Genomic DNA, 23,841 nt, shown 5'->3' on the forward strand with positions numbered 1-23,841 from the left:
TATAATCAGGTTTTTCTTTGTGAAACATAGGGATTACCTCACAACTCTTCTTACCTCTATTATACGACTTTACACAAAGAAAAGCCCTTAGAAACTTGACTTCCAAGGACTTTGTCTTCAATCTGACAAGAGATGATAAGTCATCTCTTGTTTGATTTATTAGTCAATTTCATATCCCATGAGGAGTCCACCTTCTTCTGCATAAAAACTGCAGAGTCCAGAGGTTTGGATAATCTTGATTTCAGCCTGTGGGAATTTTTCACGTAAGAGTTCTGAGAGTTGTTGGCAGAATTTATCATTACTGCGGTGAGCCATGACGATACGCCCACCAGCGTAACCAGCCTTGATTAACTCTTCATAAGCAGCTTGGAGGGACTTCTTAGCACCACGGGCTTTTTGGAGGAGTTCCAAGGTTCCAGTTTCACTTGCTTCCCCGACCATACGAATATTAAGGAGCCCAACAACTGTACCGATTAGCTTACTCAAGCGACCATTCTTAACGAGGTTATCAACCTTAGCGAGGACGAATAGTAACTTAGTTTTTTCTTGGTAGGCAGTAATAGCTTTAACCACTTCTTCAAAAGAAAGTCCTTGGTCAATCAAATCATTGATTTTCTCTACGATTAGATCAACTTCCCCACCAGCAGATAAACTATCAATGACATGAATCTGAGTATCAGGATGTTCTTCGAGATAGAGATTCTTAGCTAATTGAGCGCTGTTTTGACTACCAGAAAGAGTTCCGGTAATGGTCACTACAAAAATATGGTTTGCACCTTCGAATGCTCGCAAGTAATCATCAGGGCTAGGACAAGCTGATTTTGAAGCTTCAGAAGTTGCATACATGGTTTCCATCATTTTGTCAATATCAAGACTAGCATCGTCAATAAAGACTTGATCAGCTACTTGAATGGTTAAGGGAACACTGATGAATTCAGTATCAATTGCTGGATTTGCCAGTTGACGATAATCACAACCAGAGTCAGCTACAATCTTCCAAGTCATAGAAATTCTCCATCTTTATCACTTATACATTGACAAAGGTTCTGTCTTTTTTTACAATTATATCATGAAAAATCTTAAAACAAAAGTCTCGTCACTCTGTTGTCACAAGTAGAAAGGAAGTGTTATGGCCGAACGAAGAATTTCTGAAAATTCACTTGAAAATCTCAGAAAATCAAACAAAGAATCCAATTTACTGACCAGAGAAGCTATCGAAACAGCTCTTTTGCAACTTTTGGAGAAAAAGGAGTTGACAAAGATTAGCATTTCCGAATTGGTAAAACGAGCTGGTGTTTCTCGTGCCGCCTTTTATCGAAACTATGACTCCAAAGAAGAGATTTTAGAAAGCGTCTTTAAACGCAGTGTCCATAATATCATGGAGCAGCTCAGTCATTATGATGTCAAAACAGATCTCTATCTGGTTTGGGTTCATCTCTTTCGTGAAGCCAGAAAAGAAGCCAAGGTTATTCAGCTTGCCTTGGACTACCACTTGGAAAAAATCTTTGTGCAAGCCATGCAAGAGTTTTTAGAAAAATACTATGGAAAATCAAAAGGAGTCAGCTCTTACCTGCATTCTTTTTGGAGTTCTGCCATCGTATCAGTTTTGCTTAAATGGATCAAGGATGGAATGAAGGTTCCTGCTGAAAAAATCGCAGATTTACGCCTACCATTTTTCAAAAAATAGATCAGAAGGAGAGAAGTTATGACAGAAAAAAGACTGGCTTGGGATGAGTATTTTGCTGCTCAAGCCTTATTGATTGCCAATCGTTCAACCTGTAAACGCGCCAAGGTAGGAGCTGTTTTAGTCAAGGATAATAAGGTTATTTCAACAGGTTATAATGGCTCTGTATCAGGAACGGAGCATTGTATTGACCATGACTGTTTGGTGATTGAGGGCCACTGTGTCCGCACTCTTCATGCTGAGGTTAATGCTATTTTACAAGGAGCCGAACGTGGCGTTCCAAAAGGATTTACAGCTTACGTTACTCATTTTCCTTGTCTCAACTGCACCAAGCAATTGCTTCAGGTAGGATGTGAGCGTGTCGTTTATATTAACCAGTACCGTATGGACGACTACGCCCAGTATCTCTATCGTGAAAAAGGGACCGAGTTGACCCATTTACCACTTGAGACAGTACAAGCAGCTCTTCAAGAAGCTAACTTGATTTAAAAATTAAAAAAAAAGATGGTTTAGAAGGATTTTTAAACCATTTTTTGATATAATAAGAAGAATAAATTGAAAGAAGGAATTCAGAAAATGGGAAAACTTGAAGTCATTAATCATCCACTCATTCAACACAAATTGTCAATCTTGCGTCGTACAGACACTTCTACAAAAGCTTTTCGTGAGTTAGTAGATGAAATTGCTATGTTGATGGGATATGAAGTACTTCGTGATCTTCCGCTTGAAGACGTTGAAATCGAAACACCTATCACAAAAACAGTTCAAAAACAATTGGCTGGTAAAAAATTGGCAATTGTTCCAATCTTGCGTGCAGGTATTGGGATGGTCGATGGGCTATTGAGCTTGGTTCCAGCAGCCAAAGTTGGACATATTGGTATGTACCGTGACGAAGAAACTCTTCAACCAGTAGAATACTTGGTAAAATTACCTGAAGATATCGACCAACGTCAAATTTTTGTGGTTGACCCTATGCTTGCAACAGGTGGTTCTGCAATCTTGGCTGTTGATTCCCTCAAAAAACGTGGAGCATCAAACATCAAATTTGTCTGCCTTGTATCTGCTCCAGAAGGTGTAAAAGCTCTTCAAGAAGCTCACCCAGATGTAGAAATCTTTACAGCAGCTTTGGATGAACGTTTGAACGAACATGGCTATATCGTTCCAGGTCTTGGTGACGCAGGAGACCGCTTGTTCGGTACTAAATAAGATTCTAAGCATAAACTAAAACTGTTCATTGGTTTTAGTCTCGAAAGGAGGTTGAATTTTTGTGTCTGTTTTTAGGATAGAGCAAAGATTTGACCTTTTTTGACCAAAAAGATATAATAGACCTGTATTGAGTCGTTTGACTAAGAAAAATTGAAATCAGAAGGAGAACTGAATGATTCCTGTAGTTATTGAACAAACAAGTCGTGGAGAACGTTCATATGACATTTACTCACGTCTTTTAAAAGATCGTATCATCATGTTGACTGGACCAGTCGAAGACAATATGGCCAACTCAGTTATCGCCCAATTGCTTTTCTTGGATGCCCAAGATAGTACAAAAGATATTTACCTTTATGTGAATACTCCAGGTGGTTCTGTATCAGCTGGTTTGGCAATCGTTGATACTATGAACTTTATCAAGGCAGATGTCCAAACCATTGTTATGGGGATGGCTGCTTCAATGGGAACAATTATTGCCTCAAGTGGAGCAAAGGGCAAACGTTTCATGCTTCCGAATGCAGAATACATGATTCACCAACCGATGGGTGGTACAGGTGGTGGTACACAGCAAACCGATATGGCTATTGCTGCTGAACACTTGCTTAAAACTCGTAAGACTTTGGAGCAAATTCTTGCAGATAATTCTGGTAAATCAGTTGAGCAAATCCATGCAGATGCTGAACGTGATTACTGGATGAGCGCTCAAGAAACACTTGAATATGGTTTCATTGATGAAATCATGGCTAATAATTCTTTGAATTAATCTTTTGAAGCAAACTCGACTGAGTTTGCTTTTTTTGATATAATAGTAAGAAGATTGTTAGAAGGAAGTTGTAATATGTTTCAAAAAGAGAATCGGTCTGGTCTAATTATCTACCTATACTATAATCGTGATGCAAAAAAACTCGATAATTATGGTGATATTTGTTACCACTCTAAAAAACACCGTTATCTGCAACTGTATGTCCCAACAGAAGAAGTGGAAGAACTGGTTAGCCGTTTAGGAAAAGAGAGATTTATCAAAAAAGTGCGACGATGTCATATCCAAGAATTGGAAACTCCCTTTGTTGGTAGTCTCTATAGAAATAGCGAAAACGTTATCATGTAAAAATTAAGATAAATGTGTTGACAATTTTCAGATAATTCGGTATATTCTTAACATGCTATTTATTTAAGAAATAAGGAGACAAAAATATGAAGAAAAAATTTGCCTTATCACTTGTAGCTCTTGCAAGTGTAGCTGTTTTAGCAGCTTGTGGAGAAGTGAAGACAGGAGCTTCAAATTCAACTGGTAACCCAGTGGATGAGAAAGTTGTTAAAATCGGTTTCAACTTTGAAGAAACTGGTGCTGTAGCATCTTACGGTACATCTGAGCAAAAGGGTGCTCAACTTGCAGTTGATGAAATCAACGCAGCAGGTGGTATCGATGGAAAACAAATCGAAGTAGTAGACAAAGATAACAAATCTGAAACTGCTGAAGCTGCTTCAGTTTCAACAAACCTTGTTACTCAATCTAAAGTAGCAGCAATCGTAGGACCTGCAACTTCAGGTGCAACTGCAGCAGCAGTAGCAAATGCTACACAAGCTGGGGTTCCATTGATTTCTCCAAGTGCTACTCAAGATGGTTTGACAAAAGGTCAAGATTTCCTTTTCATCGGAACATTCCAAGATAGCTTCCAAGGGAAAATTATTTCTAACTATGTTACAAACAAGTTGAACGCTAAGAAAGTTGTCTTGTATACTGATAACTCAAGCGACTACGCTAAAGGAATTGCAAAATCATTCCGTGATTCATTCTCAGGCGAAATCGTAGCAGATGAAACGTTTGTATCAGGTGACACTGACTTCCAAGCAGCTTTGACAAAAATCAAAGATAAAGACTTTGATGCAATCGTATTGCCAGGTTACTACACAGAAGCTGGTAAGATTGTAAACCAAGCTCGTGGTATGGGAATTGATAAACCAATCATTGGTGGTGATGGATTCAACGGTGCAGAGTTTGTTCAACAAGCAACAGCCGAACGCGCATCAAATATCTACTTCATCTCAGGATTCTCAACTACTGTTGATGTATCAGATAAAGCAAAAGCCTTCCTTGAAGCTTACCGTGCAAAATACAACGAAGATCCTTCAACATTTGCAGCTCTTGCTTATGACTCAGTTTACCTTGTAGCTAACGCAGCAAAAGGTGCGAAAACTTCAGTTGATATCAAGAACAATCTTGCTAAAACACAAAACTTTGAAGGTGTTACAGGTCAAACAAGCTTTGATGCAGATCACAACACTGTGAAAACAGCCTTCATGATGACCATGAATAATGGTAAAGTAGAAGCGGCAGAAGTCGTAAAACCATAATTATAGATACAGGAAATGGGGAATGAGCTTTTACTCACTCCCTGTTTCGGTGTTTATGAAAGGATTATTTTTTTATAAAAATCCTAAAAATAAAACTTAGAAAGAGTGAACCATATGCTTCAACAACTTGTCAATGGTCTAATCTTGGGGAGTGTCTATGCGCTGCTAGCCCTAGGTTATACTATGGTTTATGGAATTATCAAGCTCATTAACTTTGCCCACGGTGATATTTATATGATGGGTGCTTTCATGGGTTATTTCTTGATTAATTCCTTGCAATTAAATTTCTTTGTTGCCTTGATCTTATCGATGATCGGAACGGCAATTCTCGGTGTTATCATTGAGTTTCTTGCTTATCGTCCATTACGTCATTCAACTCGTATTTCTGTATTGATTACAGCCATCGGGGTTTCCTTCTTACTGGAGTATGGGATGGTCTATCTGGTAGGCGCCAATACACGTGCCTTCCCTCAAGCAATCCAAACAGTGCGTTATGACTTGGGACCAATCAGTCTAACAAATATTCAATTGTTGATTTTGACTGTCTCACTTGTTTTGATGGTTCTTCTACAACTCATCGTACAAAAAACCAAGATGGGGAAAGCTATGCGTGCTGTTTCTGTAGATAGTGATGCTGCTCAGCTTATGGGGATTAACGTGAACCGTACAATCAGTTTCACCTTTGCATTGGGTTCAGCTCTAGCTGGTGCAGCGGGTGTCTTGATTGCGCTTTACTATAACTCTCTTGAACCATTGATGGGAATGACTCCGGGTATAAAATCATTCGTGGCTGCCGTTCTTGGTGGTATCGGAATTATCCCTGGTGCAGCTCTGGGTGGCTTTGTTATTGGTCTTTTGGAGACATTTGCTACCGCCTTTGGAATGTCAGATTTCCGTGATGCCATCGTGTATGGAATCTTGCTCTTAATCTTGATTGTTCGCCCAGCTGGTATCCTCGGTAAGAATGTGAAAGAGAAGGTGTAAACAATGAAAGAAAATTTAAAAGTTAATATTCTATGGTTATTCCTTTTGTTGCTTGGATATGCTTTGATTAGCCTATTGGTTTCTGTAGGAGTCTTGAACCTTTTCCATATTCAGATTATTGAACAAATCGGTATCAACATTATTCTAGCAGTAGGTCTTAACCTTATCGTTGGGTTCTCTGGTCAGTTTTCACTTGGACATGCTGGATTTATGGCTATTGGTGCCTATGCAGCAGCCATTATCGGATCAAAATCTCCAACTTATGGTGCATTCTTTGGAGCTATGTTGCTCGGTGCTATCATTGCTGGTCTGGTTGCCTTGGTCGTTGGAATTCCTACCCTACGTTTGAAAGGGGATTATCTTGCGGTTGCGACACTTGGTGTTGCTGAAATTATTCGTATCTTCATTATTAATGGTGGAAGCCTTACAAACGGTGCTGCTGGTATTTTGGGGATTCCTAACTTTACAACTTGGCAAATGGTATATTTCTTTGCTGTGATTACAACGATTGCTACTCTCAATTTCCTTCGTAGTCCTATCGGGCGTTTGACTTTATCTGTTCGTGAAGATGAGATTGCTGCTGAGTCAGTAGGGGTAAATACTACAAAAATTAAAATCATCGCTTTTGTTTTTGGTGCTGTTACTGCAAGTATCGCTGGTAGTCTTCAGTCAGGATTTATCGGATCAGTCGTACCAAAAGATTATACGTTCATCAACTCTATCAATGTATTGATTATCGTTGTATTTGGTGGTTTAGGATCCATTACAGGGGCAATTGTTGCGGCGATTGTTCTTGGAATCTTGAACATGCTCCTTCAAGACGTGGCCAGCGTTCGTATGATTATCTATGCTTTGGCCTTAGTACTCGTTATGATCTTCAGACCAGGTGGTCTTCTTGGGACATGGGAATTGAGCCTATCACGTCTCTTTAAAAAAGGTAAGAAGGAGGGACAAAACTAATGGCATTACTTGAAGTAAAAAATTTAACCAAACATTTTGGTGGTCTGACAGCCGTTGGGGACGTCACTCTCGAATTGAACGAAGGTGAACTTGTTGGTTTGATTGGACCGAATGGTGCTGGGAAAACAACCCTCTTCAACTTGTTGACAGGTGTTTATGAACCAAGCGAAGGGACAGTAACCTTGGATGGTCACTTGTTAAATGGCAAGCAACCCTATAAAATCGCTTCTCTTGGTTTAGGGCGTACCTTCCAAAATATCCGCCTTTTTAAGGACTTGACAGTTTTGGATAACGTTCTGATTGCATTTAGTAATCATCATAAACAACATGTTTTTGCAAGTTTCTTGCGCTTACCAGCTTTTTATAAGAATGAAAAAGAATTGAAAGCTAAAGCCTTAGAATTACTAAAAATCTTTGATTTGGATGGAGATGCTGAAACTCTAGCTAAAAATTTAGCCTATGGTCAACAACGTCGTTTGGAAATTGTTCGTGCTCTTGCTACAGAACCTAAAATCCTTTTCTTGGATGAGCCTGCAGCAGGTATGAATCCACAAGAAACTGCAGAATTGACTGAGTTGATTCGTCGCATCAAGGATGAATTCAATATTACTATTATGCTGATTGAACATGATATGAACTTGGTTATGGAAGTTACTGAGCGTATCTATGTTCTTGAGTACGGTCGTTTGATTGCTCATGGAACACCAGATGAAATCAAGAGTAATAAACGTGTTATCGAAGCTTATCTAGGAGGTGAAGCCTAATGTCTATGTTAAAAGTTGAAAACCTCTCAGTACACTACGGTATGATTCAAGCTGTACGTGATGTGAGCTTTGAAGTAAACGAAGGAGAAGTTGTTTCCCTTATCGGTGCCAACGGAGCTGGTAAAACAACCATCCTTCGTACCTTGTCAGGACTTGTTCGTCCAAGTTCTGGTAAAATTGAATTTTTGGGACAAGAAATCCAAAAGATGCCTGCACAAAAAATTGTGGCATCAGGACTCTCTCAAGTACCAGAAGGACGTCACGTCTTCCCTGGTTTGACAGTTATGGAAAACTTGGAGATGGGAGCCTTTCTTAAGAAAAATCGTGAAGAGAATCAAGCAAATTTGAAGAAAGTCTTTTCACGTTTCCCTCGTCTGGAAGAACGTAAAAACCAAGATGCAGCTACCCTTTCGGGAGGAGAACAGCAGATGCTTGCTATGGGACGCGCGCTTATGTCAACGCCTAAACTTCTTTTGTTAGATGAACCTTCAATGGGGCTTGCACCAATTTTCATCCAAGAAATTTTTGATATCATTCAAGATATTCAAAAACAAGGTACAACTGTTCTTTTGATCGAGCAAAATGCCAATAAAGCACTAGCCATCGCAGATCGAGGCTATGTTCTTGAAACAGGAAAGATTGTCCTATCAGGAACAGGAAAAGAACTCGCAGCGTCAGACGAAGTCAGAAAAGCATATCTAGGTGGCTAAAACAATCCAGTGGATTGTTTTAGTCGGCAGATAAAAATTGCGGCAGCAATTCACATCTAGTCTGGGAGACTAGTTTAGGTTGCGAATAAAGATTGCAAAGCAATCCATATTAGTCCGTGGGACCTTTTTATCCGGCGGATAGAGATTGCTTGGCAATCATCAAATCCAGCGGATTGTTTTAGTCGGTAGATAAAGATTGTCTTAGTCTGCGGGAAAGATTACCAAACAAAATACATAATCATAAGATTGAGGGCTCTAATCTAGGGCTCTTTTTATAGTATTTCAGAGTTTTCAGAATCTTGAAAAAGAGATGAAAGCGTTTGATTGATTTTCGTAAAAAGTGTATAATAAAGCTATAAACATAAAGGAGAGTTCCTATGGCAGTTAAAGATTTTATGACACGAAAGGTCGTATATATTAGCCCAGATACGACTGTAGCACATGCAGCAGATTTGATGCGCGAACAAGGTTTGCATCGTCTTCCTGTTATTGAAAATGATAAATTAGTTGGTCTAGTAACAGAAGGAACAATTGCTGAAGCCAGTCCATCAAAAGCAACGAGTCTTTCAATCTTCGAGATGAATTACTTGCTCAATAAAACAAAAGTCAAAGACGTCATGATTCGTGATGTTGTAACTGTCTCAGGTTATGCAAGTTTGGAAGATGCAACCTACCTTATGCTGAAAAATAAGATTGGCATCTTGCCAGTTATTGATAATGGGCAAGTCTATGGTGTCATTACTGACCGTGATGTATTCAGAGCATTTCTTGAAATTTCTGGTTATGGCGAAGAGGGAATCCGTGTTCGTTTTATCACAGAAAATGAAGTTGGGGTACTTGGTAAGATTGTTTCTTTAATCGTTGAGGAAAATCTAAATATTTCTCATACTGTTAATATTCCACGTAAAGATGGTAAGATTGTTATCGAAGTTCAAATTGAGGGAACGGTTGATCTAGCTACCTTTAAACAGAAATTTGAATCTGAGAATATTCAGGTTGAAGAAATTACACAAACTTTAGCAAAAAAACTGTAAAAAATAAAATAGAAGCAGTTTTTACTTGCTAAAAAAATTTTTTTCTAGTATAATAATTTATTGTGAGCAAACCTCACTTACCCCTTGCAATGTCTTGGGGTCATTAGACCAAAAGGAGGAACATATCAATGGCTAAATACGAAATTCTTTATATCATTCGTCCAAACATTGAAGAAGAAGCGAAAAACGCTTTGGTAGCACGTTTTGACTCTATCTTGACTGACAACGGTGCAACTGTTGTTGAATCAAAAACATGGGAAAAACGTCGTCTTGCATACGAAATCCAAGATTTCCGCGAAGGACTTTACCACATCGTTAACGTTGAAGCAAACGATGATGCAGCTCTTAAAGAGTTTGACCGTCTTTCAAAAATCAACGCTGACATTCTTCGTCACATGATCGTCAAAACTGACGCGTAAGAAGGTAGATTATGATTAACAATGTTGTACTTGTAGGGCGTATGACTCGTGACGCTGAGTTGCGTTATACCCCATCAAATGTAGCAGTTGCGACTTTTACTCTTGCAGTAAACCGTACATTTAAGAGTCAAAATGGCGAACGTGAGGCTGATTTTATCAATGTCGTTATGTGGCGCCAACAGGCTGAGAATCTTGCTAATTGGGCTAAAAAAGGCTCACTTATCGGGGTGACAGGTCGTATTCAGACTCGTAGTTACGATAACCAGCAAGGACAACGTGTCTACGTGACGGAAGTCGTGGCTGAGAATTTCCAAATGTTGGAAAGCCGTAGTGTGCGTGAAGGACATACTGGTGGAGCTTATTCAGCACCAAGTTCAAATTATTCAGCACCTACTCAATCAGTACCTGACTTTTCACGTGATGAAAATCCATTCGGAACAACGAATCCTTTGGATATTTCAGATGATGATTTACCATTCTAATGGACAATTAATACTATAAAGGAGAAAAAAACATGGCTCAACAACGTCGTGGCGGATTCAAACGCCGTAAAAAAGTTGATTACATCGCAGCAAACAAAATTGAATATGTTGATTACAAAGATACTGAGCTTCTTAGCCGTTTCGTTTCAGAACGTGGGAAAATCCTTCCTCGTCGTGTAACAGGAACTTCAGCTAAAAACCAACGTAAAGTAACAACAGCTATCAAACGCGCTCGCGTAATGGCTTTGATGCCTTTCGTAAACGAAGATTAAAGAAAAGACCCTTACGGGTCTCAGATTGAAGACAAAGTCCTTGGAAGTCAAGTTTCTAAGGGCTTTTCTTTGTGTAAAGTCGTATAATAGAGGTAAGAAGAGTTGTGAGGTGTTCCCTATGTTTCACAAAGAAAAACCTGATTATAATCGTCGCCAATATGGCTTCTATACAATAGACGAATTGGTCCCAAAAGATCACTTTCTTCGACAAGTAGATTCCAAGGTTGACTTTGACTTTATCTATGACTTGGTAGAAGATACCTATAGTCCAAATAATGGTCGTCCTAGTCTTGATCCCGTCATGTTAGTCAAAATTCCTTTGATTAAATGTTTTTATGGTATCCGTTCTATGCGCCAAACCATGAAAGAGATTGAAGTAAACGTGGCCTATCGTTGGTTTCTCGGACTAACTTTAGATGATAAGGTTCCTCATTTTACTACCTATGGGAAAAATTACAGTCGTCGTTTTCAAGATAAAGAACTCATTTCTGAGATTTTTTCACAGGTTCTCAACCAAGCTTTGTATGCAGGTTTAATTGATCCTTCTGAAATATTTGTGGATGGTACCCATATCAAAGCAGCGGCTAATAGTCACAAGTATCGTAAGGAAATGGTAGAGCAACAAGCTAAATTTATGAGTGAACAATTGGCAGTTGAGATTGATTTAGATAGGAAAAAACACGAAAAAAAGTCCTTAAAGCCCGCAAAAGAAAGTGAGGCTAAAGAAAAGAAAATCTCAACGACGGATCCCGAGTGTGGTTGGTTTCACAAGGGTGAACATAAGGAAGTATTTGCCTATTCTGCTCAAGTTGCTTGCGATAAGCATGGATGGGCCTTAGCTTATACGGTTGAAGCAGGAAATGTTCATGATAGTCAGGCTTTCCCTGCCCTATTTTCAAAGTTAGAGCCATTCTCACCCCACTATATTATTGCGGATTCAGGTTACAAGACACCAGCTATTGCCCATTATTTATTAGAGCGAAACATCATTCCTGTCTTCCCTTATACTCGTCCAAAAGGAGTAAAGGGGAACTTAAGGCCTAGTAATTTTGTTTATGATGCAAGTTATGACTGTTATGTCTGTCCAGAGAATCAAGTGTTAAGCTATCGCACTACCACTCGAGAAGGCTACCGTGAGTATAAGAGTAATCCCAAAGTATGTGTTAACTGTCCCTTATTATCCGTTTGTACCCAAAGCAAGAATTTTCAAAAAGTAGTAACAAGACATGTCTGGAAAGATGCCCTTGAATTTTGTGAGGAGATTCGTCACCAAAGAGAAATGAAAGAGCTCTATAAAAAGCGCAAAGAAACAATTGAACGACTCTTTGGAACGGCTAAGGAATACCATAATTTGAGATACACTAGAGAGAAAGGAAAGTCCAAAATGGAGGATCAGGTTGGGCTTACTTTGGCGTGTTTAAATATCAAAAAATTAGTGAAATGGATAGGGAATATCCCTTTTTATTTTTCTCAAATTCAGATTTTCGGATAGATTAGTAGATGATGAGACAAACTATTTTTGAAAAGAGAAAAAGACAAACGCCAAAAATGACGTTTGTCTTCGTTCTGAGACCCTTACGGGTCTTTTTTTCACGAGCATGGAAATAGGAAAGCGAGTTGAGGTCCGGTTGGACCTCTTTTTCAGACCCGTTTTGGTCTTTTTTTCACGATTTTTGAAATGAGAGAGCGAGTTTGGGTCCGGGTGGTCCTCTTTTTCATGAGCTTGAAAACAAGAAAGCGATTTAAAACCCGTTTGGGTCTTTTTTCACGAGATAGTTTTTTTCTGACCTTGGCGTGCTCTAATGGTAATAGAAAGAGTAAAGGTGGGTAAGTCAAAGATGAATTGTACGATTAGAAATATGATTAAGTCTGATATTGAATCCTTATCTCATGGATTTATGAATCAAGGTTGGCCTGGTAGAGAGGATATTTTGGCTAGATATTTTCTGGAACAGGAAAGTGGGGAGAGAGAAGTCTTAGTTGCAGAGATTGATGGTGCTGTAGCGGGCTACGTTACCATTTTGCCCTCTGCTAAACATGGTCCTTTTGCAGAAGTCTATCCAGAATTATCAGATTTTAATGTGTTTGAGCCTTTTCGAAATCAAGGGATTGGGAATCAACTGCTAGAAGAAGCAGAAAAACGAGTCAAGTTTGTTTCGAGTAAGGTCACTCTTGGTGTAGGTTTGCACTCAGGCTATGGACCTGCCCAGAGATTGTATATCAGAAGGGGCTACATTCCAGATGGTTCAGGTGTCTGGTATCGAAATCAACCCTTGGGAATGAATGCAACTAGCCAAAATAATGATGATTTGGTTTTGTATCTAGTAAAGGAATTCGGATAAGAGACAAGGATTTTATTGGGGATGTGGGATTTCTCTACTTTATGGTATAATGGAAAGAGTGAATTGAAGGAGGAAAGGTGATGGATGCGAAATTAAGATATAAGGCAAAAAAGATAAAGGTTATTTTTTTTGATATTGATGATACGTTGAGAAACTCAAAGACTGGTTTTATCCCAACCTCAATTCCAACTGTTTTTAAACAATTGCGTGAAAAGGGTATTTTGACTGGGATTGCGACTGGTCGTGGTATTTTCGGTGTCGTGCCAGAGATTCGCGAGCTAAAACCTGACTTTTTTGTGACCTTGAATGGTGCCTATATTGAGGATAAAAAGGGCAATGTCATTTATAGTAACAAAATCGCTAAAGATAAGGTTGAAAGCTATATTGCTTGGACTAAGGAAGTAGGGATTGACTATGGTTTAGTTGGTAGTAATACTGCTAAACTCTCCACTAGAACTGAGTTGATTAGTGAGGCCATTGATCCAATTTATCCTGACTTGGATGTTGATCCTGATTTTTATGAAAAAGAAGACATCTATCAGATGTGGACTTTTGAGGATCAGGGAGATGACCTGACTTTGCCTGAAAGTTTAGCATCGACTTTGCGTATGGTACGCTGGCATGAACATTCGTCAGATGTTGTACCAATTTCAGGTTCAAAAGCAGCTGGTGTAGCAAAAGTTGTAGAACATTTAGGTCTTAAACCTGATAACGTCATGGTCTTTGGAGACGGTCTTAACGATTTAGAGCTCTTTGATTATGCAGGTATTAGCATTGCCATGGGAAATTCTCATGAAAAAATCAAAGAAAAAGCAGATTATATTACAAAAACATTAGAAGAAGATGGCATTTTTGATGCCTTAGAAGGATTTGGTATGGTAGAAAAAGAATTACAGTTTCCACAAGTAGACATCGAAGCAGTAGAAGGTCCGATTGCGACTATTAAAACAAATCATGGAGATATGCGTATTAAGCTTTTCCCTGAACATGCACCAAAAACAGTAGCCAACTTTATCGCTTTGTCTAAAGACGGTTACTATGACGGTGTCATTTTCCACCGTATTATCAAAGACTTTATGATTCAAGGTGGAGATCCAACTGGTACTGGTATGGGTGGCGAATCAATCTATGGTGAGTCATTTGAGGACGAGTTTTCAGAAGAACTTTACAATATCCGCGGAGCCCTTTCTATGGCTAATGCTGGACCAAATACAAACGGTAGCCAGTTCTTTATCGTGCAAAATCAACACTTGCCATACTCTAAGAAAGAAATTGCTCGTGGTGGTTGGCCAGAACCAATTGCAGAAATTTATGCGGAACAAGGTGGAACTCCTCACCTTGATCGTCGTCACACAGTTTTTGGACAGCTTGCAGATGAAGCTTCTTATGAAGTTCTGGATGTAATTGCAGGTGTAGAAACAGGTGCAATGGACAAGCCAGTTGAAGATGTCGTTATCGAAACGATTGAAATCGAGGACTAAGATGAAAATAGGTGATAAGCTAACAGGGCGAATTACAGGGATTCAGTCTTATGGAGCCTTTGTGGAGCTAGAGACTGGTATCACAGGTTTGATTCACATTTCTGAAATTCGTACAGGATTTATTGAGAATATCTATGATGTACTGAAAATCGGTGAAGAAGTTCAAGTTCAGGTTGTCGATTTGGACGAATATACAGGTAAAGCAAGTCTTTCTATTCGGACTTTGGAAGAAGAGAAACATCAGTTACCGAGACGGAGACGTTTTTCAAGTGACCGTGTCAAATACGGCTTTGCTCCTTTGGCTCGCATGATGCCTATCTGGACCAAGGAAGCTATTTCTAATCTAAATAAGAAAAAGTCTTAATTGATTTTTTCTCTCTTGAAATGTTAATATAGTTTGTTATAATAGAAGTATGGTAGAAGAATTATTAAAATCAGGAGAGAGAATCAATCAACTCTTTTCTACAGATATCAAGATTATTCAAAATAGAGAGGTTTTCAGCTATTCGGTGGATAGTGTACTTTTGTCACGCTTTCCTCGTTTTCCTAAAAATGGCTTGATAGTGGATTTTTGTGCTGGGAATGGGGCTGTTGGACTTTTTGCCAGTAGCCGGACCAAGGCGAAAATTCTGTCTGTTGAAATCCAGGAACGCCTGGCAGATATGGCTGAACGATCAGTCCGTTTAAATAGCTTGGAAGAGCAGATACAGGTTATTTGTGATGATTTGAAGAATATGCCTACTTATATTCAGGGGAGTAAGGTTGATTTGATTTTGTGCAATCCTCCCTATTTTAAGGTGGACCCAAATTCTAATCTGAACGAGAGTGAGCACTACTTGTTAGCTCGGCACGAAATTACGACTAATCTAAAAGAAATTTGTCGTAGTGCCCAAAGTATACTCAAATCCAATGGGCGTTTAGCCATGGTCCATCGCCCTGATCGATTGTTAGATATTTTAGACATGCTTCAACAACACAATTTAGCTCCAAAGCGTCTGCAATTTGTCTACCCTAAACGGGAGAAGGAAGCCAATATGCTTTTGATCGAGGCTATTAAGGACGGCTCCACTAGTGGTTTTAAGGTTCTGCCACCACTCATTGTTCATAATGATGATGGTTCCTATACTCCAGAAATTCAAGAAATCTATTATGGATCATAAAGCTTATATGTATGTAGTTGAGTGTCGGGATGGTTCCTACTATACTGGTTATACAACGGATGTCAAAAAAAGAATCGCCGTTCACAATAGTGGTAAGGGAGCCAAGTACACACGAGCTCGGTTGCCAGTAAAACTCATCTATGCTCAAGGTTTTGATAGTAAAGAAGAAGCCATGTCGGCTGAGGCCCTTCTCAAACGTAAGAAGAGAGCGCAAAAGGAAAGATTTTTATCTGAAAACCAAGAAAAAAATTTACTCAGTCATTTAGAAGAGTAGAGGGGAGTTCTTTGACTCCTCTTACTTTTGTCAAAAATTGAAAAAAATGCTACAATAAAGAGAATAAAGAAACGAGGTATTATCATGTCTAAGATTCTAGTATTTGGTCACCAAAATCCAGATTCAGATGCTATAGGTTCATCTGTAGCCTTTGCTTATCTTTCAAAAGAAGCTTATGGTTTGGATACAGAAGCGGTGGCTCTTGGAACTCCAAATGAAGAAACAGCTTTCGTATTGAACTATTTTGGTGTTGAAGCACCGCGCGTTATCACATCTGCTAAAGCAGAAGGTGCAGAACAAGTTATCTTGACTGACCACAATGAATTCCAACAATCAGTTTCAGATATCGCTGAAGTAGAAGTTTATGGTGTGGTGGACCACCACCGTGTAGCTAACTTTGAAACTGCAAGCCCACTTTACATGCGTTTGGAGCCAGTTGGATCAGCATCTTCTATCGTATACCGTATGTTCAAAGAACACGGTGTAGCTGTTCCAAAAGAAATTGCAGGTTTGATGCTTTCAGGTTTGATTTCAGATACCCTTCTTTTGAAATCTCCAACAACTCACCCATCTGATAAGGTGATTGCGCCTGAATTGGCTGAATTGGCTGGAGTTAACTTGGAAGAATACGGTCTTGCAATGCTCAAAGCAGGTACCAACTTGGCAAGCAAATCAGCAGAAGAATTGATCGACATCGATGCCAAGACTTTTGAATTGAACGGAAATAACGTTCGTGTGGCTCAAGTCAATACAGTTGATATTGCTGAAGTTTTGGAACGCCAAGCTGAAATCGAAGCAGCCATCCAAGCCGCAAATGTAGCAAATAGTTACTCAGACTTTGTCTTGATGATTACAGATATCGTCAACTCAAACTCAGAAATTTTGGCTCTTGGTGCTAATATGGATAAGGTAGAAGCAGCTTTCAACTTCAAGCTTGAAAACAATCATGCTTTCCTTCCAGGTGCCGTTTCACGTAAGAAACAAGTGGTACCACAATTGACTGAAAGCTTTAATGCTTAATGATTGATGGGGAAACCCATTATTAAAAAGGAGTCTCGGCTCCTTTTTTGCTAGGAGGAGACCATGTTAGAATCTGGTGATTTGATTTTTGTAAAGGATTTGTCAGATATGGGACAGGCCATCCAGGAATCTACTGGCAACTATAGCCATGTGGCCATTTTTTTAGACGGCTTCATCTATCATGCAACTACGGAAGGCGGAGTCATTGCCCAATCTCCTGAAGATTTCTTTGAAGCTGAGAAAGTCTATGACCTTTATCGCTATGCGGAGATTGATTGTACAGAGGTCAAAAAGCGGGCAGAGAGCCTTTTGGGTTCGCCCTACAATGCTACTTTTTACCCGGATGGAGATGGTTATTACTGTTCCCAGTTTGTAGCAGAAATTCTCCCTATTTTTGAGACCATTCCCATGAAGTTTGGGGATGATACACAGGAAATTAGTGATTTCTGGAGAGAATATTATCGAGAGTTGGGGCTTCCTGTACCTCTGAATCAGCCTGGTACTAACCCGAGTCAATTAGCAGCATCACCACTTTTAGTTTGTAAAGAAAGGAATCTTCATGATTCAGATTTTTAATCCATCTCGCTTGACACGACAACCATTCTTTAGAGATTTGGTTGACTATCTTGATCAGCATGATGATGTTATTCTCCGTGAAATCAAGGCTCAGTTTCCAGGGGTTGCAGTTGACAAGTACTTGGAGGAATACATTAAAGCTGGTTTCATTCTTCGAGAAAACAAACGCTATTATCTCAATCTCCCATTTCTAGAATCTACAGATTCTCTTGAACTAGACCAAGAAGTCTTTGTGAGAGATGATAGTCCAATCTATCAAGAAATCCTGGGGAAACATTTTCAGACGGAATTACGCAATCAAACCAATGCAGCAATCATAGAAGAGTGTACGGATTTTGCAAGGGAAAAGATGACACTATCTAATTATTTTTATAAGGTCAAACATCAGTATCCGCTAACAGAAGAACAGCAGAGACTGTATGAAATTTTAGGGGATGTCAATCCTGAGTATGCCCTCAAGTATATGACAACCTTTTTGCTCAAGTTCCTCAAAAAAGACCAGCTCATGCAGAAACGGCCTGATATCTTTGTGGACAGTTTAGTCTTATTGGGCTACATTGTTCAAAATGAAGATGGGAAATACCAGTTAGCTGTAGAATTTGATAAAGAAAGACTCATATTTATAAAAAAATAAAGGCTAGGAAATTTCCTAGTCTTCTTTAAGTTCTTATAGATAACGTTCTGCGATAACTGCATCTCCAGGGTAGTCTTCCTTCTTGCCTTGGACGATTTGGTAGCAATCAGCTCCTTTACCGGCGATAATGACGGCATCTTCAGCTTGGCTCGTAATAGACATAGCGGCCTTGATAGCTTGCTCGCGATCGACAATCTTTTCAACGGGATGGCTGATGTAGCTACTGATTTCATCTGCAATGGCCATCGGATCTTCGTAGTTTGGATCATCAGCCGTTAGAAAGACTTGAATTTCAGGATGTTGATTGAGGAGAAGTCCAAAGTCCTTGCGACGGCTTTCTCCCTTGTTTCCAGTAGAACCAAGAACTAGAGCAATCTTTCCATTCTGATGTGTTTCAACCACAGAGATTAGTTTTTTAAGACTGTCACCATTGTGGGCGTAGTCGATGAACACTTTTGCGCCATTTTTCTGAGTGAGAACTTCCATACGACCAGGGACACGAGTAGACGCAATCCCTTTTTTGATATCTTCAAGACTAGCACCTAAACGAAGACAGGCAAGTCCAGCAGCGACTGCATTTTCTTGGTTGAAATGTCCAATCAACTGGATATCATAGTCTCCTGCTAATTTACCAGTAGCTGAGAAGCTAAAGGCTTTGGAGTTTTCGATCTGGTTATTTGACTGGCTACCGTAGAAGTCATGCTCTTGGTTCTCAACTTGTTCTTTTAGAACAGAGAAGTGGTCCATATCGCTATTAATGACAACTGCTCGGCTATTTTTCATCAAGAGACGCTTGTGGTAGAAGTAGTCTTCAAAGGTTGGATGCTCAATAGGACCAATATGGTCAGGGCTGATGTTGAGGAACACACCTACATCGAAGGTTAGACCGTAGACTCGCTTGACCAAGTAGGCTTGACTGGATACTTCCATGATGAGGTGGGTTCTACCATTATCAACAGCCTGGGCCATCATGTCAAAAAGGTCGATACTTTCAGGAGTTGTCAGAGCAGACTTGAAGAAAGTTTTACCGTCCAAGGTAGTGTTCATGGTTGATAACATAGCTGGACGATGTTGCTGATTTAAGATATTGTAGGCGAAGTAAGCTGCTGTTGTTTTTCCTTTAGTACCAGTGAAAGCAAGGAGTTTTAGTTTATCCTGCGGGTTGCCATAAAATTCCATGGCAATCAAACTCATAGCCTTCTTAATATCGCTTACGATAATAACAGGAATATCTACTTCATAGTCTTGCTCAGCCACATACCAACCGAGTCCTTGTGAGATTGCCGAAAGAAGAAATTCCTTCTTAAAAGCAGCTCCTTTCACGAAGAAGAGAGAATTTCCTTGAGCTTTTCGACTGTCATAGCAGATTGTGTCAAAAACGACATTACTGTAGTTATAGCAGTAATGTCCTTGGTTGATAATCTCACGGAAGAGACCATCAGTTTTTAAAATATCTAATATAGTTTCTATCTTTATCATACTTTCTATTGTAAACCTTAAGTCTGAATTTTACAAGTAACAAGGAAAAGTTTATAATGGAAGATAAGGAACTTTTCCTAGTGATTAAAAATGAATGAGGAAGTTATGTCTAACGAAAACAATCATCAGCAGGCCCAGATGTTACGAGGGACTGCTTGGCTTACAGCTAGTAACTTTATCAGTCGCCTGCTCGGAGCCATTTACATCATCCCTTGGTATATCTGGATGGGGACTTATGCTGCTAAGGCCAATGGACTCTTCACTATGGGCTACAATATCTACGCTTGGTTCTTACTGATTTCAACAGCAGGTATCCCAGTGGCGGTCGCTAAGCAGGTCGCTAAATACAATACCATGCATGAGGAAGAACATAGTTTTGCCCTGATTCGAAGCTTCTTAGGCTTTATGACAGGACTTGGTGTGGTCTTTGCTTTAATCCTGTATCTCTTTGCTCCGTGGTTAGCAGACCTTTCGGGTGTCGGTAAGGAGCTCATCCCCATTATGCAGAGTCTAGCTTGGGCGGTCTTGATTTTCCCATCCATGAGTGTAATTCGTGGATTTTTCCAAGGGATGAATAATCTTAAGCCTTACGCTATGAGCCAAATCGCTGAACAGGTCATTCGTGTTATCTGGATGCTCTTAGCAACCTTTATCATCATGAAGCTGGGTTCAAAAGATTATCTATCAGCAGTTACCCAGTCTACCTTTGCGGCCTTTGTGGGAATGGTAGCTAGTTTTGCAGTCTTGATCTATTTCCTATACAAAGAAGGAATGCTTCAAAAAGTTTTTGAAACTCGAGATAAGATTGATAGTAAAGGTCTCTTGATTGATACCATTAAGGAAGCTATTCCTTTTATCTTGACTGGTTCGGCTATTCAGCTTTTCCAAATCTTGGACCAAAATACCTTTATCAATAGCATGAAGTGGTTTACCAACTATAGTAATGAAGACTTAATTGTCATGTTTTCTTATTTCTCTGCCAATCCTAATAAAATTACTATGATTTTGATTTCGGTTGGAGTTTCGATCGGTAGTGTAGGATTACCACTTTTAACTGAGAACTATGTTAAGGGTGATTTGCAGGCAGCTGCTCGGTTGGTGCAAGATAGTATCACCATGCTCTTCTTATTCTTACTTCCAGCAACTGTTGGAGTAGTCATGGTTGGAGAACCTCTCTATACAGTCTTTTACGGTAAGCCAGATAGTTTGGCTATGGGCTTGTTTGTCTTTGCAGTTTTACAGTCAACCATTCTTGGTTTGTACATGGTCTTGTCCCCTATGCTTCAAGCTATGTTCCGTAACCGTAAAGCAGTCTTGTATTTTGTTTATGGCTCAATTGCTAAGATTGTTTTACAATTACCATCAATAGCGATTTTCCATAGTTATGGTCCTCTCATTTCAACGACCATCGGTCTCATTATCCCGAATGTCTTGATGTATCGTGATATCTGTCAGGTTACAGGTGCTCGTCGTAAGCTTATCTTGAAGAGAACAATTTTAGTCACTATTTTGACTCTAGTTATGTTTATCCTCGTAGGATTCTTACAATGGATGATTGGCTTTGTCTTCCAACCATCAGGTCGTTTCTGGAGTTTCCTTTACGTTCTTCTAATCGGAACAATCGGTGGTGGTCTCTACGGAGTCATGTGTCTCTATACTCGTCTCTTGGATAAGGTTATTGGACAGGCAAAAGCGGACCAGTTGCGAGAACGCTTGAAAATATCATAATAGTTTATAAATAAAATGAACAATTTGAACTTTCAACTCTAAAAAAGTTTAAATTGTTCATTTTTTATTTAAAAAAGAGAGAAAAAAATAAAAATTGTAGAAAAAAGATTAATTTATGTCTATAATCGCTTGACTAAAAAAAACAATAGCTGTATAATGATACAAATATTTAAATTTGGAGGTTCTGGAAATGAAAAAGTCTAAGGCAAAATATCTGACGCTGGCAGGCCTTGCCCTAAGTGCCGGTCTACTATTGGCGGCTTGTAGCAACTCAGCTAGTTCAACTAAAACATACAACTATGTCTATTCTAGCGATCCGTCTAGTTTGAACTATCTTGCAGAAAACCGTGCAACAACCAATGACATCGTTACCAATTTGGTAGATGGGTTGATGGAAAATGATCAATATGGTAACTACGTTCCATCCTTAGCAGAGGATTGGACTGTTTCTCAGGACGGTTTGACATACACTTATAAACTTCGTAAAGATGCTAAGTGGTATACCTCTGAAGGTGAAGAATATGCTCCAGTAACTGCCCAAGATTTTGTAACTGGTTTGAAATATGCTGCTGATAAAAAATCCGAAGCTTTGTACCTGGTTCAAGATTCTGTAGCAGGTTTGGATGACTATATCAAGGGGAAAACAACTGACTTTTCAACTGTCGGTGTTAAGGCGATTGACGACCAAACAGTTCAGTACACTTTGACACGACCAGAATCTTATTGGAATTCTAAAACAACATCAACCATTCTCTTCCCTGTCAATGCAGACTTCCTGAAATCAAAAGGGGATGATTTTGGTAAGGTGGATCCTTCTAGCATTTTGTACAATGGACCTTTCTTGATGAAATCCTTTGTTTCAAAATCTGTCATCGAATTCAAGAAAAATCCGAACTACTGGGATGAAAAAAATGTCTTTGTAGATGATGTGAAATTGGCCTATTATGATGGTAGTGACCAAGATGCACTAGCTCGTAACTTTGTAGAAGGAGTCTACAGCTACGCACGTCTTTATCCAAATAGCTCAAGCTTTGAAGGAATTAAAGAGAAGAACAAGGATAACATCATCTATAGTATGCAAAATGCAACTTCTTATTACTTGAACTTCAACTTGGACAGAAAATCTTATAACTTCACGTCTAAGTCCTCAGATATCGAAAAGAAATCAACTCAAGAAGCAGTTCTGAATAAAAACTTCCGTCAAGCCTTCAACTATGCATACAACCGTACAGCCTATGGAGCACAATCTCAAGGGGAGGACGGAGCAACGAAGATTATTCGTAACCTAGTTGTACCTCCAACATTTGTAAGTATCAACGGAAAAGACTTTGGCGATGTTGTTTCAGAAAAGATGGTCAACTATGGCCAAGAATGGCAAGGAATCAACTTTGCAGATGCACAAGACCCATACTACAATCCTGATAAAGCTAAGGCTAAATTTGCGGAAGCCAAGAAAGAATTGGAAGCTAAGGGTGTGCAATTCCCAATCCACTTGGATGTATCAGTTGACCAATCAGCTAAAAAAGGTGTACTTGAAGCAAGCTCTTTGAAACAATCCATCGAATCTGTTCTAGGAGCTGAGAATGTGGTTATCGATATCCAACAGCTATCAACAGATGACTTTGACAACTCTAGCTACCTAGCTCAAACTGCAGCTCAAAAAGACTTTGATATCTATAATGGCGGTTGGAGTGCGGACTACTTGGATCCATCAAGCTATTTAGATATCCTAAATGTCAATAACGGTGGTATGTTGCAAAACATTGGTCTAGAACCAGGTGAGGTCAATGACAAGGCTAAGGCAGTTGGTCTGGATACTTACACTCAAATGTTAGAAGATGCTAACAAGGAGCAAGAACCAGCGAAACGTTATGAAAAATATGCTGAAGTTCAAGCTTGGCTCGTTGATAGCGCCCTTGCAATTCCAAACGTTTCTAAAGGTGGAACACCTACATTGAGAAAAACAGTTCCATTCTCTGCCGCCTTCTCTCAAGCTGGTAATAAGGGTGTTGAATCCTACAAATACGTGAAATTGCAAGATAAGATTGTCACAACAGCTGAGTATGAAGAAGCTAGACAAAAATGGCTGAAAGAAAAAGAAGAATCTAATAAAAAAGCCCAAGAAGATTTTGCTAAACACGTTAAGTAATCAGTCTATTCAACAGGAAAAACGATAGTTTCTCAGGAAGCTATCGTTTTTGTATAGTTTGAAACTATAACTAGCTCTTGAAAACAAGAAAACGAAGGATCCAAAATAAGTGGTACAATAGTTACTAT

General features: G+C 39.3%; 27 protein-coding genes. 25 read left to right on the plus strand and 2 right to left on the minus strand.

The annotated features are described in order from the left end of the window. Positions 1–159: 159 nt before the first annotated feature. Positions 160–1,005 carry a DegV family protein gene (locus GEZ89_RS07280; RefSeq protein WP_153225536.1) on the minus strand — a complete coding sequence of 282 codons (846 nt, stop codon included), beginning with the start codon at positions 1,003–1,005 and terminating at the stop codon, positions 160–162. 124 nt (positions 1,006–1,129) lie between these two features. On the opposite strand from GEZ89_RS07280, the gene GEZ89_RS07285 reads away from it, so the two are divergent. The 23 genes from GEZ89_RS07285 to GEZ89_RS07395 all read left to right on the plus strand — a co-directional run bounded on the left by GEZ89_RS07285 (position 1,130) and on the right by GEZ89_RS07395 (position 18,357). Next, on the plus strand, positions 1,130–1,687 hold the full coding sequence (locus tag GEZ89_RS07285) for a TetR/AcrR family transcriptional regulator (protein ID WP_000840874.1): 558 nt from the start codon (positions 1,130–1,132) through the stop codon (positions 1,685–1,687). Positions 1,688–1,705: 18 nt separating this feature from the next. After that, entirely contained in the window at positions 1,706–2,173 is a 468-nt protein-coding gene (locus GEZ89_RS07290; RefSeq protein ID WP_000136981.1) for a deoxycytidylate deaminase, read from the plus strand. Between the two features lie 87 nt (positions 2,174–2,260). After that, a complete protein-coding gene (gene upp / locus GEZ89_RS07295; RefSeq protein ID WP_000517029.1) occupies positions 2,261–2,890 on the plus strand; it encodes a uracil phosphoribosyltransferase in 630 nt (209 codons plus the stop codon). A 172-nt stretch (positions 2,891–3,062) separates the two neighbouring features. Further along, positions 3,063–3,653, plus strand: coding sequence for an ATP-dependent Clp protease proteolytic subunit ClpP (gene clpP / locus GEZ89_RS07300; RefSeq protein ID WP_000613459.1), 591 nt, complete (start codon positions 3,063–3,065; stop codon positions 3,651–3,653). A gap of 75 nt (positions 3,654–3,728) precedes the next feature. Further along, the gene (locus GEZ89_RS07305) at positions 3,729–3,998 is read left to right on the plus strand and encodes a YlbG family protein (RefSeq protein ID WP_049509420.1); all 270 of its coding nucleotides are present in this window, start codon (positions 3,729–3,731) and stop codon (positions 3,996–3,998) included. Positions 3,999–4,084: 86 nt separating this feature from the next. Beyond that, positions 4,085–5,245, plus strand: coding sequence for an ABC transporter substrate-binding protein (locus tag GEZ89_RS07310; protein WP_153225537.1), 1,161 nt, complete (start codon positions 4,085–4,087; stop codon positions 5,243–5,245). Between the two features lie 114 nt (positions 5,246–5,359). Continuing rightward, complete coding sequence (locus GEZ89_RS07315; protein WP_000941435.1) at positions 5,360–6,229, plus strand: branched-chain amino acid ABC transporter permease; 870 nt, start codon at positions 5,360–5,362, stop codon at positions 6,227–6,229. A gap of 3 nt (positions 6,230–6,232) precedes the next feature. Then, the gene (locus tag GEZ89_RS07320; protein ID WP_153225538.1) at positions 6,233–7,189 is read left to right on the plus strand and encodes a branched-chain amino acid ABC transporter permease; all 957 of its coding nucleotides are present in this window, start codon (positions 6,233–6,235) and stop codon (positions 7,187–7,189) included. Further along, positions 7,189–7,953: an ABC transporter ATP-binding protein gene (locus GEZ89_RS07325; RefSeq protein WP_049503117.1), complete on the plus strand. Its 765-nt coding sequence runs from the start codon at positions 7,189–7,191 to the stop codon at positions 7,951–7,953. Before GEZ89_RS07320 ends, GEZ89_RS07325 begins: the two co-directional genes overlap by 1 nt. Then, positions 7,953–8,663 carry an ABC transporter ATP-binding protein gene (locus tag GEZ89_RS07330; protein WP_045763246.1) on the plus strand — a complete coding sequence of 237 codons (711 nt, stop codon included), beginning with the start codon at positions 7,953–7,955 and terminating at the stop codon, positions 8,661–8,663. Before GEZ89_RS07325 ends, GEZ89_RS07330 begins: the two co-directional genes overlap by 1 nt. A gap of 377 nt (positions 8,664–9,040) precedes the next feature. Next, the gene (locus GEZ89_RS07335; protein ID WP_000268637.1) at positions 9,041–9,697 is read left to right on the plus strand and encodes a CBS domain-containing protein; all 657 of its coding nucleotides are present in this window, start codon (positions 9,041–9,043) and stop codon (positions 9,695–9,697) included. A 128-nt stretch (positions 9,698–9,825) separates the two neighbouring features. Next, positions 9,826–10,116, plus strand: a complete 291-nt coding sequence (gene rpsF / locus GEZ89_RS07340; protein WP_001151786.1) for a 30S ribosomal protein S6 — start codon at positions 9,826–9,828, stop codon at positions 10,114–10,116. 11 nt (positions 10,117–10,127) lie between these two features. Next, positions 10,128–10,598, plus strand: coding sequence for a single-stranded DNA-binding protein SsbA (gene ssbA / locus GEZ89_RS07345; RefSeq protein ID WP_000609604.1), 471 nt, complete (start codon positions 10,128–10,130; stop codon positions 10,596–10,598). 32 nt (positions 10,599–10,630) lie between these two features. Beyond that, positions 10,631–10,870 (plus strand): 30S ribosomal protein S18, encoded by a 240-nt coding sequence (gene rpsR, locus GEZ89_RS07350; protein WP_000068664.1) that lies wholly within the window; start codon positions 10,631–10,633, stop codon positions 10,868–10,870. 118 nt (positions 10,871–10,988) lie between these two features. Beyond that, positions 10,989–12,362: an IS1182 family transposase gene (locus GEZ89_RS07355; protein WP_153225539.1), complete on the plus strand. Its 1,374-nt coding sequence runs from the start codon at positions 10,989–10,991 to the stop codon at positions 12,360–12,362. A gap of 346 nt (positions 12,363–12,708) precedes the next feature. Next, positions 12,709–13,212 carry a GNAT family N-acetyltransferase gene (locus tag GEZ89_RS07360; protein WP_153225540.1) on the plus strand — a complete coding sequence of 168 codons (504 nt, stop codon included), beginning with the start codon at positions 12,709–12,711 and terminating at the stop codon, positions 13,210–13,212. An 80-nt stretch (positions 13,213–13,292) separates the two neighbouring features. Next, positions 13,293–14,693: a bifunctional Cof-type HAD-IIB family hydrolase/peptidylprolyl isomerase gene (locus GEZ89_RS07365; RefSeq protein ID WP_153225541.1), complete on the plus strand. Its 1,401-nt coding sequence runs from the start codon at positions 13,293–13,295 to the stop codon at positions 14,691–14,693. Position 14,694: 1 nt separating this feature from the next. Further along, positions 14,695–15,057 carry a S1 RNA-binding domain-containing protein gene (locus tag GEZ89_RS07370; protein ID WP_000689622.1) on the plus strand — a complete coding sequence of 121 codons (363 nt, stop codon included), beginning with the start codon at positions 14,695–14,697 and terminating at the stop codon, positions 15,055–15,057. Positions 15,058–15,106: 49 nt separating this feature from the next. Then, on the plus strand, positions 15,107–15,853 hold the full coding sequence (locus GEZ89_RS07375; protein WP_153225542.1) for a tRNA1(Val) (adenine(37)-N6)-methyltransferase: 747 nt from the start codon (positions 15,107–15,109) through the stop codon (positions 15,851–15,853). Beyond that, positions 15,843–16,127: a GIY-YIG nuclease family protein gene (locus GEZ89_RS07380; RefSeq protein ID WP_153225543.1), complete on the plus strand. Its 285-nt coding sequence runs from the start codon at positions 15,843–15,845 to the stop codon at positions 16,125–16,127. Before GEZ89_RS07375 ends, GEZ89_RS07380 begins: the two co-directional genes overlap by 11 nt. 84 nt (positions 16,128–16,211) lie before the next feature. Beyond that, positions 16,212–17,147, plus strand: a complete 936-nt coding sequence (locus tag GEZ89_RS07385) for a manganese-dependent inorganic pyrophosphatase (protein WP_153225544.1) — start codon at positions 16,212–16,214, stop codon at positions 17,145–17,147. A gap of 63 nt (positions 17,148–17,210) precedes the next feature. Continuing rightward, entirely contained in the window at positions 17,211–17,723 is a 513-nt protein-coding gene (locus GEZ89_RS07390; RefSeq protein WP_153225545.1) for a YiiX/YebB-like N1pC/P60 family cysteine hydrolase, read from the plus strand. Then, positions 17,707–18,357 carry a DUF1803 domain-containing protein gene (locus GEZ89_RS07395; RefSeq protein ID WP_153225546.1) on the plus strand — a complete coding sequence of 217 codons (651 nt, stop codon included), beginning with the start codon at positions 17,707–17,709 and terminating at the stop codon, positions 18,355–18,357. The genes GEZ89_RS07390 and GEZ89_RS07395 overlap by 17 nt, the downstream gene beginning before the upstream one ends. 33 nt (positions 18,358–18,390) lie before the next feature. Here the strand turns inward: GEZ89_RS07395 and GEZ89_RS07400 are convergent, their stop codons facing one another. Further along, positions 18,391–19,836, minus strand: coding sequence for a UDP-N-acetylmuramoyl-L-alanyl-D-glutamate--L-lysine ligase (locus GEZ89_RS07400; RefSeq protein WP_153225547.1), 1,446 nt, complete (start codon positions 19,834–19,836; stop codon positions 18,391–18,393). Positions 19,837–19,941: 105 nt separating this feature from the next. Between GEZ89_RS07400 and GEZ89_RS07405 the strand changes: the two genes are divergently transcribed. Then, the gene (locus GEZ89_RS07405) at positions 19,942–21,564 is read left to right on the plus strand and encodes a putative polysaccharide biosynthesis protein (RefSeq protein WP_153225548.1); all 1,623 of its coding nucleotides are present in this window, start codon (positions 19,942–19,944) and stop codon (positions 21,562–21,564) included. A 190-nt stretch (positions 21,565–21,754) separates the two neighbouring features. Further along, complete coding sequence (locus GEZ89_RS07410; protein ID WP_075232192.1) at positions 21,755–23,713, plus strand: peptide ABC transporter substrate-binding protein; 1,959 nt, start codon at positions 21,755–21,757, stop codon at positions 23,711–23,713. The last annotated feature ends 128 nt before the right edge of the window (positions 23,714–23,841 follow it).

Source organism: Streptococcus mitis, from assembly GCF_009496285.1.
Lineage (GTDB): Bacteria > Bacillota > Bacilli > Lactobacillales > Streptococcaceae > Streptococcus > Streptococcus mitis_BP.